The sequence below is a fragment of the Flavobacteriales bacterium genome (assembly GCA_016124845.1).
Taxonomy (GTDB): Bacteria; Bacteroidota; Bacteroidia; order UBA10329; family UBA10329; genus UBA10329.
This window is the reverse complement of record WGMW01000008.1, coordinates 1-18,387: the sequence shown is the minus strand read 5'-3', so window position 1 is coordinate 18,387 and position 18,387 is coordinate 1. Positions and strand designations below refer to the sequence as shown.

The window sequence follows — 18,387 nt, the reverse complement described above, 5'->3', positions numbered from 1 at the left end:
AACCCTCTTGATACATGAATATTTCTTTACTCTCTCCATTTGTGAAGTTCTTACGTAAGCGAAAGCAAGGATCACAGCGTTATTTAGGATTTGTTTCCTTGGTGGCCATTATCTTACTGAACGTTTCCTTTGCTTTTTCCCAGACGGCAACCGTGACCCTTGATTACACAGGAGGTGGTTTCTGTCAACTTTGTGGAATTCAGGATTATCAGTGTTCATCCAACTCAACTGGTGGTTGGACACCAAGTAAAACATTCACTGATCCCCTTCCTGCCAACTCGGTGGTCACAGGAATCTCGTGTACCTATTATGCCGTCTGTGATGGTGGTTCATTCAATGTGCTTCTCAATAGCGCCACCATTGCATCTGGGGTTAACAGTGGTTGGAGTTGCGCCTGTAATAGCTGTTTCAATACAACGGTTTCAAGTTCCAGTTCCGCAGTTTTGAATGCGTACAACTATGGAGGAACCAACACTATCACAACAAACGTCTCTAATGGAGGTGTAGACAATGCCATTTGCGTTGATAGAATTGTAGTTACAATAAGTTATACGCCTTGTAATTACGCCTCTACTCCGTCTCTCTCTTGGAACCCGAACCCCGTCTGTGCGGGCAGCGCAACCAATCTACAGATCAGCGGAAATTTACATGACGCAACGCAATGGCAGGTTTATACAGGCAGTTGTGGTGGGACAACTGTAGGTGCCACTTCGGGCTCAAGTGTTTCAATTGCTCCTCCTTTCAGCTCTCAGTATTTTGTAAGAGGAGTGGGTGGCTGTGCCAATCCAAGTTCTGTTTCTATTTCGTGCCAATCGGTTGGCGCCCCTACAATCGATAACGTTGCTCCAACACCTCATTGTCAGAATGCAACAGTTACGCTTAATTCATCTGGTTCAGGTTCAGTTTCTGCAAGTAGCATCAACAACGGAAGTACTGATAACTGCTCAATTTCTACTTATTCATTAAACCAAACAAGTTTCAGCTGTAGCAACATTGGCAACAATACAGTTACCATGACCGTGACCGACAACAATGGTAATTCTGCAAGCTGCAATGCTACTGTGACGGTTCAGGACAATACCAACCCGACCATAAGTTGTCCAACCAATATTACCACCAATAATACGGGCGGTTCGTGTTCTAAGAATGTTTCTTATTCATTGCCTACGTATAATGATAACTGTTCGGCAACGCTCACAAGGACCGCTGGACCGGCAAGTGGTGGCTCGTTCCCGGTCGGCACCACAACGGTTACTTACAAAGCCACCGACCCATCTGGAAATAACGTGTCGTGCAGTTTCACGGTCACGGTCAACGATAATCAGAATCCAAGTATAACCTGTCCTTCCAATGTTTCGGTCAATGTGAACTCAGGATGTTCCGCCAGCGGTGTTTCGCTTGGCACGCCAACGGTTTCAGATAACTGTTCGGGAGTTACCTACACCAATAATGCAACCTCTACTTATTCGCTTGGCGCGAATACGGTAACATGGACGGCAACGGATGCTGCCGGAAATACGGCTTCCTGCAACCAGACGGTTACGGTGAATGATAATCAGAATCCGACCATTTCATGCCCGGCAACCGTTAGTGTGAGCACAAACTCTGGAACCTGCCATGCATCAGGAGTTTCTTTGGGATCTCCTGCTACTTCAGATAATTGCTCTGTTGCAAGTACCACCAATAACGCTCCTTCCAATATTCCGCTGGGTGCCAATACAGTTACTTGGACCGTGACTGATGGTTCTGGAAACACCGCCACATGTACGCAGACCGTCAACGTCAGCGATAATCAGAATCCTTCCATCACCTGTCCGTCAAATGTTTCGGTGAATGCGGCCAGCGGAACGTGTTCGGCAACGAGCGTCACCCTTGGTTCTCCAACCACATCGGATAACTGTTCGGTGGCCGGAACTTCGAATAATGCTCCATCAAGCTATTCGCTTGGAGCCAACACGGTTACATGGACTGTAACTGATGGTTCCGGCAATACGAGTTCCTGTAACCAAACAGTAACGGTTGTAGACACACAGAATCCGACCATTACCTGTCCTGCAACTGTGAGCGTGAACACATCAACAGGTGTGTGTACCGCTTCTGGTGTTTCTCTGGGTTCGCCATCTACTGCAGATAACTGTTCGGTTGCAACAACCGTGAATAACGCTCCGAGCACATTCCCGCTTGGAAATACAACGGTTGTTTGGACTGTTACCGATGGCTCTGGAAATACGGCCACGTGTAATCAAACGGTAACCGTGACCGATGGTCAGAATCCGACCATTTCATGTCCTTCTACTGTTACAGTGAATGCGGATGCCGGTCAGTGTACTGCGTCCGGTGTTTCTCTCGGCACCCCAACAGCATCTGATAACTGTGCGGTGGCTTCTACAACCAATGATGGGCTTTCGGCATATCCGGTAGGAAATACAACCGTGACTTGGACGGCTACCGACAATGCAGGGAATACAAACACATGTACCCAAACGGTGACAGTGATCGATAACCAGAATCCAACGATCAGTTGCCCATCGAATATCAACATGGTTGCTTCTTCTGGTCAATGCGGAAGGGTTGTCACGTTCGCAGCTCCGACCACTACGGATAACTGTACGGGACAGACATTGAGCCAAACGGCCGGATTGGCAAGTGGAAGCTTCTTTGCCGTTGGAACGCAGACATTGACATTTGTAGTTACCGATGCGTCTTCGAATACAGCCACATGCTCTTTCACGGTAACGATCACCGATAATCAACCTCCGGTATTCCTTAACTGTCCGATTGATTTTACGGTTGATTCTGATCCGGGATCGTGTGATGCGGTTGTGACCTATGTGAACCTTCTGGCAAATGACAACTGCGATGGTCCGGTAACACCAGTATTGAGTACTGGTCTGGCAAGTGGAGCCACATTCCCGATCGGAGATACGCAAGTAACCTATACCGCAACGGACGGTGCCAGCAATGTGGGAACCTGCTCGTTCACCGTAACGGTGGAGGATAATGAAGCTCCGCAGATGAACTGTCCTTCAGATCAGACAGTGACGTTCAACGCAAGTTGTCAGTACCAGATTTTGAATTACACAGGTCAAGTAGGTTTCCTTCAAGATAATTGTGACCCTTCGCCAGTTGTGACCCAAAGCCCTGCGGCAAATACGCTTATTACTGGTAGTACGGTAATTACCATGACGGCAACGGATGCAGATGGAAATGCGGCAAGCTGTACGTTCTCCATTCTTCCCAATGATATTGTCGATCCGACCATCATCTGTCCGAGCAATCAGCCGATCACTGTGAATTCCATTTGCCAGTTCACGCTGCCTGATTACACAGGAACGGCTGCAACGGACGATTGCGATCCATCGCCAACAGTCACGCAGACACCATCTATCGGTAGCATTCTTACCGCTTCTACAACGGTTACTTTGACAGCAACGGATGATGCTGGAAATACAGGTACATGTACATTCAGCGCATATCCTGCCGACAACACGGCTCCAACCATCAGTTGTCCATCAAACCAGCCAGAAGTATTCGGTTCGGGATGTCAGTTTGTGCTTCCGAACTATACAGGTTTGAGTTCAACTTCTGACAACTGTGACAATAGTGTGCTTGTAACGCAATCTCCGTCACCAGGAACTGCCATTTCCGGTGCTCAGACAATAACCCTTACGGCTGTTGATGATAACTCGAACAGCAGTCAATGTACGTTCAGCGTGCTTCCAGTTGATAATACGGATCCGACTGTTTCGTGTCCAAGCGATCAGAACGTGTCTTTCAATTCCCAATGTCAGTACACAATAGGTTCTTATGTTGCTTTGGGTTCTGCTTCGGATGACTGCGATGCAAGTCCTGTCATCTCGCAATCACCCGTTTCTGGAACTTCAGTGGGTGGTACAACTGCGGTTACCTTAACCGCCACAGACGCAAGTGGAAACACCGGAACATGTACGTTCAATGTAATTCCTTCTGACAACACCGGACCAACGGTTACCTGTCCTACCGATCAGACGGTTTCGTTCAGCGCTTCTTGCCAGTACACACTTTTGAGCTACACGGGTTTGACCACTGTGAACGATAACTGCGATGGATCGCCAACACTTTCGCAAAGCCCAACGGCCTCTACGGTCGTGACCGGAACAACAGTGGTAACCATTACTGCAACAGATGCAGACAACAACACCAGCACATGTACGTTCAGCGTTATTCCTAATGATGTGACCAATCCGACCATCAGCTGTCCTTCGAATCAGAATGTGAGCTTCGATGCCAGCTGTCAGCATTCTTTGGCCGATTGGACGTCTTCTGCTACCGCTGCCGATAACTGCGATTCTTCGCCAACAGTTACGCAAAGTCCTGCTTCGGGAACTACCATTTCTGGTCAGACAGCAGTTACATTGACGGTAACCGATGCCAGCGGAAACATCAATACATGTACATTCAATGTGATTCCGGATGATCATGTCGATCCGACAATTTCCTGTCCGAGCAATATTGATGTGAACTTCAATGCAGATTGCGAATATCCGCTACAGACCTATACTGGTTTGGCCACGGCTGCCGATAACTGTGATGCTTCGCCAACGGTTACACAGAGTCCCGCTACAGGAACAGTTGTTACCGCAACGCAAACAATCACGTTGACCGCAACGGATGATGCTGGAAACACCGCCACGTGTACATTCGATGTGATTCCAGCTGACCACACGCTGCCGACCATCACTTGTCCATCCAACCAAACAGAGCAGTTCGGTGCGGGATGTACGTTGAGTTTGCCTGATTATACTTCACTCGGAACGGCTGTAGACAACTGCGATGCAAGTGTTGCCATCACGCAGTCTCCAACTGCTGGTACAAGCATTTCTGGAGGCCAGACTGTTACATTGACGGCTACCGATGATGCCGGAAATATCCGAACATGTACGTTCAACGTGATTCCAGTTGACAATACTGATCCGACCATTTCCTGTCCATCCGATCAAACGGTTTCATTCAATGGGCAATGCCAGTATTCGTTGCTCAATTACACATCGATGGCAACGGCTGCGGACAACTGTACGACTTCTCCGACAGTTTCCCAATCGCCAATCGCGGGAACATCGATCGGAACAACTGCTACGATTACACTTACGGCAACCGATGATGCCGGAAATACTGCCACGTGTACATTCGATGTGATTCCATCAGACAATACAGCTCCAACCGTTTCGTGTCCTGGAGATCAAGCAGTTAGCTTTACCGCAAGCTGTAACTACACGCTTTTGACCTACACGGGCATGGTGAACGTGAGTGATAACTGTGACAGTTCTCCAACAGTCACGCAAAGTCCAGCGGCTTCAACTCCTATCACAGCTACGCAGACGATCACGATCACCGCAGAAGATGCGGATGGAAATTCGAATACATGTTCGTTTGATGTGATTCCTTCGGACAACATGAATCCAACGATCTCGTGTCCATCGGATCAGAACGTGAACTTCGACACCAACTGTCAATTCACATTGGTGGATTACACCGGTTCGGCCACAACGGGCGATAACTGCGATAGCAGCCCGACCGTGACGCAAAGCCCAAGCACAGGAACAATGATCGCTGGTCAAACGGCCATCACACTTACGGTTTCAGATGCTTCGGGAAACAGCAGTACGTGTACATTCAATGTGATTCCAGATGATAATGTGGATCCGACCATCGTTTGTCCTTCCGATCAGATCGTGAGCTCCAATGCCAGTTGCGATTTCTTGATCGTTGATTACACGGGTTCTGGTTCGGTTTCCGATAACTGTGATGTCAGCCCGAATGTGACGCAAAGCCCTGCTTTCGGAACGCTGATAACTGTTGCAACTAACGTGACGTTGACGGCTGAAGATGCCAACGGAAACACGTCTAACTGTACATTCCTCGTTACTCCAAATGACAACAACAACCCAAGTATCAGTTGTCCTGGAGACCAACTGGAGGATTTCGATACCAACTGTGAGTTTACCGTTGTCGATTACACATCTCTTGCAACGGCAACCGATAACTGTAGCGCTTCTCCAACCATCACACAGGACGTATCTGTGGGAACGGTGATCAATGGAACAACAACTATCACATTGACCGCTACGGATGGTGATTCCAATACCGCGACCTGTTCGTTTGATGTAGTTCCTGACGACAATACGGCTCCGACCGTTACCTGTCCTTCGGCACAGACAGAATCATTCAACAACAACTGCCAGTTCACATTGGTCGACTACACTTCCATGGGTTCTTCGAGCGATAACTGCGATAGTGGTCTTCCGATCTCTCAAAGTCCCGTGGCTGGGACCTTGATCGGTTCTTCAACTGTGATCACACTGTCTTCTACAGACCTTTCAGGAAACATTGGTTCATGTACATTCACGGTAACGCCAGAAGACAACACGCCTCCATCGCTGAACTGTCCATTGGATCAAACAGTTTCTGTGGATGCAAACTGCGAGTTCACTATGGTGGATTACTCGGCACTTGTGTCTGTAAGCGATAACTGCGATTTGGGACCATTCACTTTGACGCAATCACCAGCTTCTGGCGGAACAATCACAGGTCCGACCACGGTGACATTCTCTGCAACAGATGCTTCATCCAACACAGGAACATGTACGTTCCAGGTAATTCCTAATGATGACCAAGATCCGTCATTGACCTGTCCTGCAAATGCAACAGTTGATTTCGATACCAACTGCGAATTCAGCTTGGCAGACTACACGGCTTCAGCCACGGTGAGTGATAACTGCGATGCAAGCCCAGCACTCGTGCAGTCGCCAGCGGCAGCAACAACACTTACGGCAACCACAACGGTGAGTATTACTGCTACAGATGCATCAGGCAATTCATCTACCTGTACGTTGGTGGTAACGCCTCAGGACGTTACGCAACCATCGCTTACGTGTCCAACGACTCAGAATGTGAGCTTTACGGCTGATTGTGGTTTTGCGTTGGTGGATTACACAGGCTCGGCCACGTACGCTGATAACTGTGATGCCAATCCGTTGGCCACGCAGAGCCCAAGTGTAGGAACGATCGTCAGCGGAACTACTTCTGTGACCATTACCGTGACAGATGACGGTGGCAATACCAGTACGTGTAGTTTCAGCGTGGTTCCAGATGACGCGACCGATCCTACGATCGCCTGTCCAGGAAATCTGACCGTGAATTTCGATGCTTCGTGTGGATACACATTGGGTGATTACACAGGTTCGGCAACAGCGGCTGACAACTGCACAACCAACCCAACGGTAACGCAATCTCCATCATCTGGAACCAATATTTCTGCTCAAACAACAGTAACGTTGACGGCAACGGATGACAATTCGAACACAGCCAACTGTACGTTTGAAGTGATTCCAGAAGACCATACCGCGCCAACGGTTACGTGTCCATCCAACCAAACGGCTTCGTTCGGAGCGCAATGCCAGTTGAGCATGCCAAGCTACACAGGCCTTGCATCGGCTACAGATAACTGCGATGGCTCGCCAGTCATCACCCAAAGCCCAGTTACGGGAAGTGCGGTTGCAGGAGCAACCGTAGTTACCATCTCGGCTACCGATGCGTCAGGAAACATCGGCACATGTACGTTCACCGTAACGCCTTCTGACAATACCGCTCCAGTTCTTTCATGTCCTGCGGATCAGTTAGAATCGTTTGATGCCAACTGTCAGTTCACGCTTCCGAGCTATTCAACATTAGTGAGTGTAACGGACAACTGCGATGCGCCTCCGTTCTCACCAACACAATCGCCTGCTGCGGGCGTGGTGATCAGCGGTGCAACCACTATTACATACACGTTTACAGATGCATCTTCGAACACGGGAACATGTACATTCCAAGTGCTTCCGAACGATGATGTGGACCCGACCATCACTTGTCCAACTGATCAGACTGTAAGTTTCGATACGAACTGTGAGTTTACGCTTGCGGATTACACAGGAGCAACGGTCAGTGATAACTGCGATGCGAGCCCAACGGTGACGCAAAGCCCTGCCATTGGTGCTACGCGTTCCAGTACAACATTGGTTACGCTTACGGTAACGGATGATGCTGGAAACACGGCCACGTGTAGCTTCAATGTGGTGCCAGAGGATGCAACGGCTCCGACAATCGTTTGTCCAGCAAACGCTACGGTCAACTTCACTTCAGATTGTCAGTTCACGATTCCGGACTACATGGGTTCTGCTTCCATTGCAGACAACTGCGATTTGACACCTTATGTTACGCAGTCACCAAGCATCGGGACCATCGTTACTGCGGCCACTTCGGTCACTATCAATGTGATGGATGATTCAGGCAACACCAATAGCTGTTCATTTACGGTAACGCCAGAGGACAATACGGTTCCGACCATTATCTGTCCATCGAACCAAGTGGAAGACCTGAGCGCCAACTGCGATTTCACGGTTCCTGATTATACCGTGATGGCCAATGCGCACGATAACTGCGATGCGAATCTTCAGTTCGTTCAGAGTCCAGCGATAGGTGCAACCATCTCTGCCAACGCCACGGTCAATCTGACGGTGATCGATGACAATGGAAACAGCGCCACGTGTAGTTTCTCCGTAACGCTTGAGGACAACATCGATCCGACCATTACATGTCCTTCGGATATGACGGTGGATCTGAACGCCACGTGCCAATTCATTCTGCTGGATTATACTGGTTTGGCCACTACGGCAGACAACTGTGATCCAACGGTTGCTGTATCGCAATCTCCAAATGCCGGTTCGGTCATTGGAAGTGCCAACACGATCACACTTACCGGAACAGATGACGCTGGCAACACAGGAACATGTACGTTCACGGTAACACCGGAAGACAATACGGTTCCAACCATTTTCGATTGTCCGTCTGATATTGTTCAGGGAACAGATCAGGGAACATGCGGTGCGCTGATCACATACGCCACCATCACATCCATAGACAACTGTGCGGGAGTGATCGTTCCGACATTGACATCCGGTCAGGCCAGTGGAACCATTTTCTCTACGGGAACACTGACGGTTGTTTACACGGCCGATGATGGCAACGGAAACACAACTACATGTGAGTTTGACGTGACCGTGAACGATACTGAGGATCCGGTTGTGACCTGTCCTTCGGACATTACCATGAACGTAGCTGCAAACACGTGTGGTGCGGATGTCACGTATTCAACACCAACCGTTACTGACAACTGTACTTCTCCGATCACGCCTACGCTTGACGCGGGTCTGGCCTCCGGTTCCAACTTCCCGGTTGGAACAACTACGGTAACCTATAGTGGAGATGATGGCAACGGAAACACGGGCTCTTGCAGCTTCGATGTAACAGTGACTGACAATGAGGCTCCAGTTATCACATGTCCAAGCAACATCACGACTGACAACGATGCTGGAAGCTGTGATGCGGTGGTGACCTATTCTGCGCCAACCGTGACAGATAACTGCACGGGAAGCATAACACCGACACTTAGCTCCGGGTTGGTATCCGGTTCGTCTTTCCCATTAGGTACTTCTACTGTGGTTTACGCTGCGGTTGATGGTAGTGGAAACTCAAGCACATGCAGCTTCACCGTAACGGTGAACGATACGGAAGACCCTGTGCTGACATGTCCTTCAGACATTACGGCCAATGTGGCGCATTCTACATGCCAAGCAACGGTTACCTACGGAACACCGACCGTGGCCGATAACTGCGGTAGCGGCCTGGTTGCTGTACTCCAATCGGGTCCGGCAAGCGGAGGTTCATTCCCGTTGGGAACAACTACGGTGGAGTATTCTGCCAACGATGGCCATGGAAACACAGGAACGTGTAGCTTCACCGTAACGGTAACAGATAATGAGGCACCGCTTGTTACGTGTCCTTCAGATCAATTCGAGAATTTCGATGCGATCTGCCAGTTGCAGATTCCGGATTACACAGGTTTGTTGGTAACGACCGATAACTGTAACGGTACGCCTGCGGTTTCTCAATCGCCAACGGCTGGTACAACCATTTCAGGGGTTACAACTGTTACGTTGACAGCTACGGATGGAGCAGGAAATGATGCGAGTTGTACGTTCGATGTGATCGATGCAACGCCACCTGTGGTGGTATGTCCTGCCAATCAAGTGGTCGGTTCCGATATCAACTGTCAGTTCACGTTGCCTGATTACACGCTTCAGTCGAATGTGACCGACAACTGCGGTGGAGCAACGCTGTCGCAAAGCCCAGCTATTGGAACCATCATCAATACACAGACAACTGTGACGGTAACTGCTGAAGACGATTACGGAAATACCTCGACATGTAATTTCAGCATTACGCTGGAGGACAACATCGCTCCGAGCATTACATGTTTGGGCAATCAGGCAGTTGAGTTTGATGCAAGTTGCTTCTACGAGCTGCCAGATTACACAACGCAGGCCGGTTCTTCTGACAACTGCGATGGTAGTCCAACGATCACCCAGAACCCTGTAGTTGGAACGTTGATCTCCGGTTCGGTAACGGTTACGCTTACTTCGGAGGATGACAATGGAAACAGCACGTCTTGTACGTTCAATGTCGTTCCATCCGACCACACGCCACCGACAATCGTCTGTCCATCCGATCAAACAGTCGATTTCGATTCGAACTGTGCATTTGCATTGGCAGATTATACAGGTGATGGAACGCCTTCTGACAATTGCAGTACTACATTCACGGTCACGCAAGTGCCTGCGGCAGGAGTTTCGTTCACCTCCAACACGGTTGTTACTCTCACAGCAGCCGATCAAAGTGGCAATACAGGAAGTTGCGTCTTCTTGGTGATGCCAGAGGACAATATCGCACCAGACATTACCTGTCCGGCAGATATGGACGTGGATTTCGACCAGAACTGCGAATATGCGCTGACGGATATGAGAAGCTTGGTGACATCTTCGGATAACTGTTCAAGTATTCTGACAACAACTCAGTCGCCAGCGCCTCCAGCAGCCATCAGCACTTCCACCCAGATCACGATGACTGTGACGGATGGTGCTGGAAATGCCACCAGCTGTGTGTTCATGGTCAATCCTGCCGATCATACTGCTCCTGACCTGACCTGTGCACCAGATCAGTCGGTCTATTTCAATTCCAACTGTCAGTTTGAAATTCAAGATTATGCAGGATTTGCAACAGCTACGGATAACTGCTCTGGAACAATCGTGATTCAGCAGAGCCCAGCGGCTGGAACATTGGTCAGCGGTACCGCTCAGATCACCCTTTCTGGCGATGATGGAAACGGAAATATAGGCTCTTGTTCATTCAATATTACTCCAGCAGATACAACGTCTCCGGTTATAACCTGTCCTGGTGATATGCAAGTGACATTCAATGCCAACTGTGCATTCGAGTTGGTTGATTACACAGGACTTGCCACCGTTTCAGACAACTGCGCTTCGCAGATCATCGTAACTCAAGGACTCGGAGGCCAATCTGGTGGACAAGGTGGCCAGCCAGGAGATCTGATCGCGCAGACCGAGACCATCTTTCTGACGGCATCAGATGGCAATGGAAACGGATCTAACTGTTCGTTCCAGATCATTCCTTCGGACAATACTCCTCCAACGGTCACATGTCCTGCCGATCAGCAGGTTTCCGTGAATGCCAACTGCGAATATCAAGTGCCAGATTATGGCCCGTTGGTGCAGTATTCTGATAACTGCGGTGTTGTAAGCGGTTCACAGTCACCAGTGGCCGGTAGCACCATTTCGGCAGGAACCACGGTAACCATAACAGTGGAAGATGCATTTGGAAATGATGCCACCTGTACGTTTGATGTGACTCCGATAGATGATGTGGATCCTACCATCACATGTCCATCAAACCAAACGGCCGATCTGGATGCCAACTGTCAGTTCCTGTTGCCGGATTATACATCAATGGCCACCACGGCCGACAACTGTGGGTCAACGGTTTCGGTATCGCAATTCCCACCGGCAAGTACCTTCATTCTTTCAAGTACTGCCATAACACTTACTGCTGATGACGGTAATGGAAACACCGCCACATGTTCGTTCGCGGTGCTACCGCAGGATGTGACCGATCCGGTTATCACGGTCTGTCCATCCAACCAGACAGTTGCCCTGAATGCTAACTGCCAAGCTACATTGGCGAACTACATTGGTGATGTGGAAGCTTCGGATAACTGCGATGCCACACTTCAGATAACGCAGGTGCCGGCAAGTGGAACTTCGCTGACCGCAGGAGGCGTTCAAACAGTAACGATCACTGTTGCTGATGATGCCGGTAATTCGGTCACTTGTGAATTTGATGTGACATTGGAGGACAGCACAAACCCAACGGTCACATGTCCGGCCGATCAATTGTTGAACCTGGATGCCAACTGCGAATTCACGGTTCCAGATTACACGGCCATGGCAACTGCCAGCGATGCATGCGGAACAGTTACATTGACACAATCGCCCTTGGCTGGTTCAGCCATCACGTCTCAGTTGAACGCGACCATCATTGCAACGGATAACAACGGCAATACGGCCACGTGTACCTTCTTTGTGGATGTGGTGGAGATGTCTGTTTCGGTTACCGGAACCGATGCCTCGTGTGCGAGCGGAAGCGATGGAACAGCTACCGTCACAACAACGGGCGGAACGGCTCCATACACACCGAACTGGGGCGGATTCGATCCGAATGCGTTGGCCGCGGGATCTTACTCCGTAACAGTTTCAGATGCCAACGGATGTACTGTTGTCGGTAGCGTGGTGATCGGTGAAGGTGCACCATTCGAGATTCAGATCGATCCTTCGGGCGATGTTCAGGTTTGTCCAGGAGATGCAGTTGTGTTGAGCGCTGCAGCTGGTTATGCGCAGTACAACTGGAGCACAGGGGCTTCTGTTCCAAGTATCACGGTCTCAACTCCGGCCACCTACTGGCTGAGTGTGGTCAATGCGGATGGTTGCGTGAGCAACACGGACACGGTGTATCTATCATACTATGATGTGCAGAATCCGACCATCACCGCAGGTTCCGATGGTGTGCTTTATTGCTCAAACGATTCAGCCGTTTCATACCAATGGTCGCTCAATGGAGCTCCGATAGCAGGTGCCACAGAGTCATTCTACTGTCCTACTCAAAGCGGTAACTACACGGTTCATCTGGTAGATGCCAATGGTTGTGAGCTCACCAGCTTCACGTCTGAGTACACGTATAGCGATGATTCGCCATGTGCCACAGGTATTGAGGAATATGGATTGACGATGGATGTGTTCCCGAACCCATCAACCGGTATGTTCACGGTCAATTACTCGTTGGACCATCAGTCTAAAGTAGAGTTGGAGGTACGCGATCTGCTTGGTCGCCAAGTGGTTGAAATGGCGCAGCTGCCTGGCCTCAGCGGCCGATATATGCTGAATCTTTCTGCCGAGGCGGATGGCGTTTACATGCTCCGCATTGTGGTGGATGGCGAAAGGAGCATTCAGGAAAGATTGGTGCTTGTGAAGTAATTCTGAACTGAAAAAGTGGAAGCCCCGTTCATAACTAATGAGCGGGGCTTCTTTATTTCCGACCACACCATTCTACCTTAGACCCAAATTGCGGTTATGAGGAGCGTTCTCACATTCATTCTCAGTTTGTCCGTTGTCGCCACCATGGCGCAGACAAGACCCGAGATCCATTGCAAACATTTCTTCATGGGGTTTCCGTACGGGGCTCCAGCAACCAATGATCTCATCTTTCACGACATCTACGTGCTGAGCAGTAACGATGACACCAAGTTTGCCGATTGGGTCGCATATCGGCTAACTGTGCATGAAGTGGATGGCGACCTCGGACTGGAGCGCAACTGGCACTCCGAAGAGTGGTTGGATGATGATGAGACCTTGGAAGCCTCTGATTATTCAGGAGCCAATGCGGCACAGGATTACGAGCGCGGACATCAGGCTCCGTTGGGTTCGTTCAAGCATTCGCTGGATGCCTCGCAGACGAATCTACTTAGCAACATCACTCCCCAGAAATCGGATCTGAACCAAGGTCCGTGGGTGAAGTTGGAGAATGCCGTGCGCGAGCTGGTGCTGAAGCACGGAACGGTTTACGTAATGACCGGTCCGCTTTACGAACGGGATATGCCGCCACTGCCAAAGGCCAACGAGGAGCACAAGGTACCCAGCGGTTACTGGAAAGTGGTGATTCTGCCAACGGGCAAATCCACATTTGAACATGCAGCTTTTATCATGGATCAGAACAGTGGGCGCAACGATGCGTTGGTCACCAAAGTGGTAACCATTGACGAAGTGGAGAAACGCAGCGGCCTTGACCTGCTTTGGGAGTTGAAAGATGCAGAAGAGAATACAGTTGAGGCCGACAAGAACACGGACTGGATAAACACCTGGGCGAACTGATGAAGGTGACCCTCTCACATAACGGAAAACAGTACACGGCCGACCTTGCCCAAGGTATCGACCTGTCCATTCCTGTTTCGGTGGAAGGGAAGCTGAACGCTTATTACGCCAAACCCGTTACCATGGAACCCTACGTGATGGGCGATTGGGTCGGGGCGGTGGAGAAAGGTGCTTCGGTCAATTACCGCGACATCTTCTTCAACCCGCATGGCAATGGCACGCATACCGAATGTGTCGGTCATATCGACAAGGAGGTTTTTAGTGTGAACCAGTATTTCAAGCAGTTCCATTGCGTTGCGCAACTTATCACGGTCCAACCGAAAGAGATGCCTGGTGGCGACAGGGTGGTGATGCCTGACCAACTTCCAGAACTGACCAGAACGGACGCCATCATTATCCGAACGCTACCGAATGACGAGAGCAAGCACAACCGCATGTATTCGGGAACGAATCCGCCTTACCTGCATCATGAGACCGTGGCAAAGTTGGTTTCAAACGGTTGCCGCCATCTCATACTCGACCTACCCAGTATCGATAGGGAAGAGGATGGAGGCAAACTGCTCGGTCATAAGGCTTTTTGGAACTATCCCGAAGCGCCTCGGATGGATTGCACGGTAACCGAGTTGGCGTTCATTCCGCAGGAAGCGAAAGATGGCCTCTACCTGCTCAATCTGCAGGTTGCTCCTTTTGAGAATGATGCTGCTCCGAGCCGGCCTGTGATTTATGTTCTGAATGTCTGTACTTAATGCAATATTGATATCGGTATCGATGCTTCTGTGCAATAGTGTGGTTGCACAAGTAGATTCCACCCTCACATCGCTATTGGATTCTATGGTTGCGGAAGACCAGCGATGGAGAGGTATTTCAAGGGAATTGGAAAATGGTAGAGAGGTTGGATTTGATAAGGAAACAGTTTCAAGGAACATGCAACTGACCGATAGCCTGAACGGTTCAGTTATAGAAGCTCTGTTTCACAAGTATGGATTTCTCGGATATGATAAAGTGGGCAAAGAAGGCTGCACAAGGTTTTGGCTTCTGGTTCAGCATCAGGATAAGGACGTGGAATTTCAAGAAGCGGTACTTCAACAGATGAAGATTGAGGTAGATAAGGGAAATGCCCCTGCTCTTAACTACGCATACCTTTTTGATAGACTGGCCATCAACCGTGGAGAACAGCAGACCTATGGTACACAGGTAACGTTAAATCCTGACAGTACCTCTTTTGAACCAAAACCCGTAATGGATCGGGAGGGTTTGAACGAACGGAGAATGGAAGTAGGACTTCCTTCAATTGAAGACTATATAGAATTAATGAATACTCGCTATTTCGGTGCGTTGAAGGAGCATTGAACCTGTTCGTATATTCGTATTGATCCGTAATCAGTAACCCATGAACATCGAAGAACTCCGCGAATGCTGTCTGAACCTGAAAGGGGTGGAGGAGGGTTTTCCGTTCGATGAATCCACGCTGGTTTTTAAGGTGATGGGAAAGATGTTCTGCTTGGCAGCGTTGGAGAACAATCCGTTGCAGTTCAATGCAAAATGCGACCCCGAAAAGGCCATCGAACTGCGCGAGGAATTCTCGGGCGTACGGCCCGGTTACCACATGAGCAAGAAACATTGGAACACCGTTGTATTTGACGGTTCCATTACCGATGAGCAGGCACGGCAATGGGTGCTGGACTCATACAACCTTGTGGTTGGTAGCTTGCCCAAAAAGACGCAGGAAGAATTGGAGAATAGCTCGAATGATGATATGCAAAGCGATGCTTAACGAGTTATTGAGTTATTCGGTTATTGAGTTATTTAGGGTACTTGTACATCGAATTCGGATCACTCAATAACCAATAACCAGTAACAAACCCACCCACCCTTCCGTGTAGGAAAGCAGACAATCACCATAGACCATGAAGAATTTTGTAAGACGTGCGTTCGGGTATTTCCTGCAAGGGCTGTTGTTCATCATGCCCATTGCGGTCACCATTTTCGTTATCGTGTGGTTCGTTACGCTGCTCGATGACCTCTTCGAACCGCTCTTCTCCGAACTGCTTCCGTATCATATCCCCGGCTTCGGACTGCTGTTCTCCTTTCTGTGGCTGGCCATGCTGGGCTACCTCATTGCGCATTTAGTGTCGCGGTCGGCTGTGGCGTGGTTCGATGAACTGATGAAACGCGCCCCGCTGGTCAAGGTCATCTACTTTGCGGTAAAGGATCTCATAACCGTTTTCTTCGGGAAGGAGGATAAGATGGGCAAGCCCGTAAAAGTGTTGGTGCAGCGCGACCCCGAACAGTACAAGTTCGGTTTTGTAACCCGCCACGACCTCAAGGATCTCAAGCTCTCCGAAGATTACATCTCCGTCTATTTCCCGTACTCGTATGGCGTTATGGGTAACCAAATGGCTGTGCGCAGGGAGCACGTGGAGTTTCTCGATATGCCTTCTACCGAAGTGATGAAATTCATCGTTTCAGGCGGGGTGGTGCAGCAAAGTGAGAAGAAGAAGTAGGGATTTAGCTGCTGTTATAGGTCGCTTTTATTGGTTCTGAACGGAGTTCAGTAAGTAAAATCATAATGTCTTGGTCATTTTATAGTTTACGATTTCAACGCCCTTGATAATGTTTGTCTGTGGTGTTATTATTTTAAACCCCTTTTTCTCAAAAAACCGTCTTGCTGTTTCGCTTACGTCTGAATTTAGAATAGTTGCATTTCGCTTAATTGCTTCTTTTTCGATTTCTGAATAAAGTCTGTCGGCAATACCTTGTCTCTGGTAGTCTTTGTGAACATATAAAAAGTCAAAGTAGTCGTTATTCTCCAATGAAGCGTATCCGACAATTTTATTGTCAAGCTCTGCAATAAGAAAATATTGTGAAGTCAATTTGTCTGTCCAACGTTGAGTGTTTTCAATGGAAGAAGTCCATACCTTAATTTGTTCTGGCGAATAGTCGTCTTTGCAGATTGTCGAAATGGTGTCCACAAACATTTTCTGCATCTCTGTCAAGTCGCTAAGTTTTGAAAGTCTAATTGATATTTTCAAATTGTTCATTGTTTGTTTTATTGTCATCCTTAAATGCCTTATAACTGTTTCCGCTCAAGATAATGCGTTAGGTCACTTCGAGTGCGCGTAGCGCGTATCGAGAAGTGTGTGGTTAGCCTTCCCACAGTCCTCGATACGATCAAAGATCACTCGGACTGACCCGCGCACGGACAGCGCAGAACCGAACCGAGACCGACTGACGTACCGTCCCACGCAATGATTTTAGGCATTGTTGGCGTGTCGATGTTTTATTTAAAAGCTGGGGCATCCAATAAATGGTCGATTAACTTCGAATACAAGACGTTCATCTTGAGTGTAGATGTAATCAGTCCCTTCATAATTTCCACGATAAACAACTGTCCTGTAAAGCTTCTTAATCCACTTTTTTTCAAAGGTCGAATAAACGGAAACCAACCCACGGTCGATTAGAAATTTGACTTTGAATTTAAGTGAGTATTCATCCCAGTTCTCTCCTCCAGCACGTTCCGTTCTGTCTGCAAGTTCACTAAAAGTCAATGTGTCCGCTGGTAATCTGTCAAATGGAAAAACGAGTGATGTGTCACTCTGCGTTATGTCAACGAAATTGAATGTAATGATGTGGTTTCCAGATTTGAAACTTACCAATTCATCGTCCGAGATGTCCTTCATTCTAACAACCCCTGACTTTTCGCCATTCAAGCTCCTTTTGTCGATTTGACCAGATGCACTTAAAGTGCAGAACAAGAATACTCCTGACAATATGAATGATAGATGCTTCAATTAGTTTTCGCAATGCACGCCAACGGTGCGCCTAAAAGTATTGCGTTTTGAAACTACTGAGTTTTCGAGATACGGTAACGCAGCAGAATGAAACTGAGCCCGACTGACGTACCGTCCCACGCAATACTTTTAGGCATTGTGCCCGTTGCACAACCCAAATATACCTGTTGAAAACTCAGTTTTCCATGATCTTGACTTTTTGCGCGGTCGGTCCGACCTTCGGTAGATGCAAGGCAAGAAGA

The 18,387-nt window shown here is 48.9% G+C and carries 8 protein-coding genes; 6 read left to right on the top strand and 2 right to left on the bottom strand.

Annotated features, from left to right (window positions below):
• Nucleotides 1-14 precede the first annotated feature (14 nt).
• The 6 genes from GC178_03270 (at nucleotide 15) to GC178_03245 (ending at nucleotide 16,858) form a co-directional block, all read left to right on the top strand.
• Nucleotides 15-13,460, top strand: coding sequence for an HYR domain-containing protein (locus GC178_03270; protein ID MBI1286577.1), 13,446 nt, complete (start codon nucleotides 15-17; stop codon nucleotides 13,458-13,460).
• A gap of 96 nt (nucleotides 13,461-13,556) precedes the next feature.
• Nucleotides 13,557-14,354, top strand: a complete 798-nt coding sequence (locus tag GC178_03265) for a DNA/RNA non-specific endonuclease (GenBank protein ID MBI1286576.1) — start codon at nucleotides 13,557-13,559, stop codon at nucleotides 14,352-14,354.
• The gene (locus GC178_03260; GenBank protein ID MBI1286575.1) at nucleotides 14,354-15,100 is read left to right on the top strand and encodes a cyclase family protein; all 747 of its coding nucleotides are present in this window, start codon (nucleotides 14,354-14,356) and stop codon (nucleotides 15,098-15,100) included. The genes GC178_03265 and GC178_03260 overlap by 1 nt, the downstream gene beginning before the upstream one ends.
• Nucleotides 15,087-15,704 carry a hypothetical protein gene (locus GC178_03255; GenBank protein MBI1286574.1) on the top strand — a complete coding sequence of 206 codons (618 nt, stop codon included), beginning with the start codon at nucleotides 15,087-15,089 and terminating at the stop codon, nucleotides 15,702-15,704. Before GC178_03260 ends, GC178_03255 begins: the two co-directional genes overlap by 14 nt.
• 40 nt (nucleotides 15,705-15,744) lie before the next feature.
• Nucleotides 15,745-16,128: an MmcQ/YjbR family DNA-binding protein gene (locus GC178_03250; GenBank protein MBI1286573.1), complete on the top strand. Its 384-nt coding sequence runs from the start codon at nucleotides 15,745-15,747 to the stop codon at nucleotides 16,126-16,128.
• A gap of 133 nt (nucleotides 16,129-16,261) precedes the next feature.
• A complete protein-coding gene (locus GC178_03245; GenBank protein MBI1286572.1) occupies nucleotides 16,262-16,858 on the top strand; it encodes a DUF502 domain-containing protein in 597 nt (198 codons plus the stop codon).
• Between the two features lie 60 nt (nucleotides 16,859-16,918).
• On the opposite strand, the gene GC178_03240 is transcribed toward GC178_03245, so the two are convergent.
• The gene (locus GC178_03240) at nucleotides 16,919-17,395 is read right to left on the bottom strand and encodes a GNAT family N-acetyltransferase (protein MBI1286571.1); all 477 of its coding nucleotides are present in this window, start codon (nucleotides 17,393-17,395) and stop codon (nucleotides 16,919-16,921) included.
• A 243-nt stretch (nucleotides 17,396-17,638) separates the two neighbouring features.
• Nucleotides 17,639-18,124, bottom strand: coding sequence for a hypothetical protein (locus tag GC178_03235; protein ID MBI1286570.1), 486 nt, complete (start codon nucleotides 18,122-18,124; stop codon nucleotides 17,639-17,641).
• Nucleotides 18,125-18,387 lie beyond the last annotated feature (263 nt).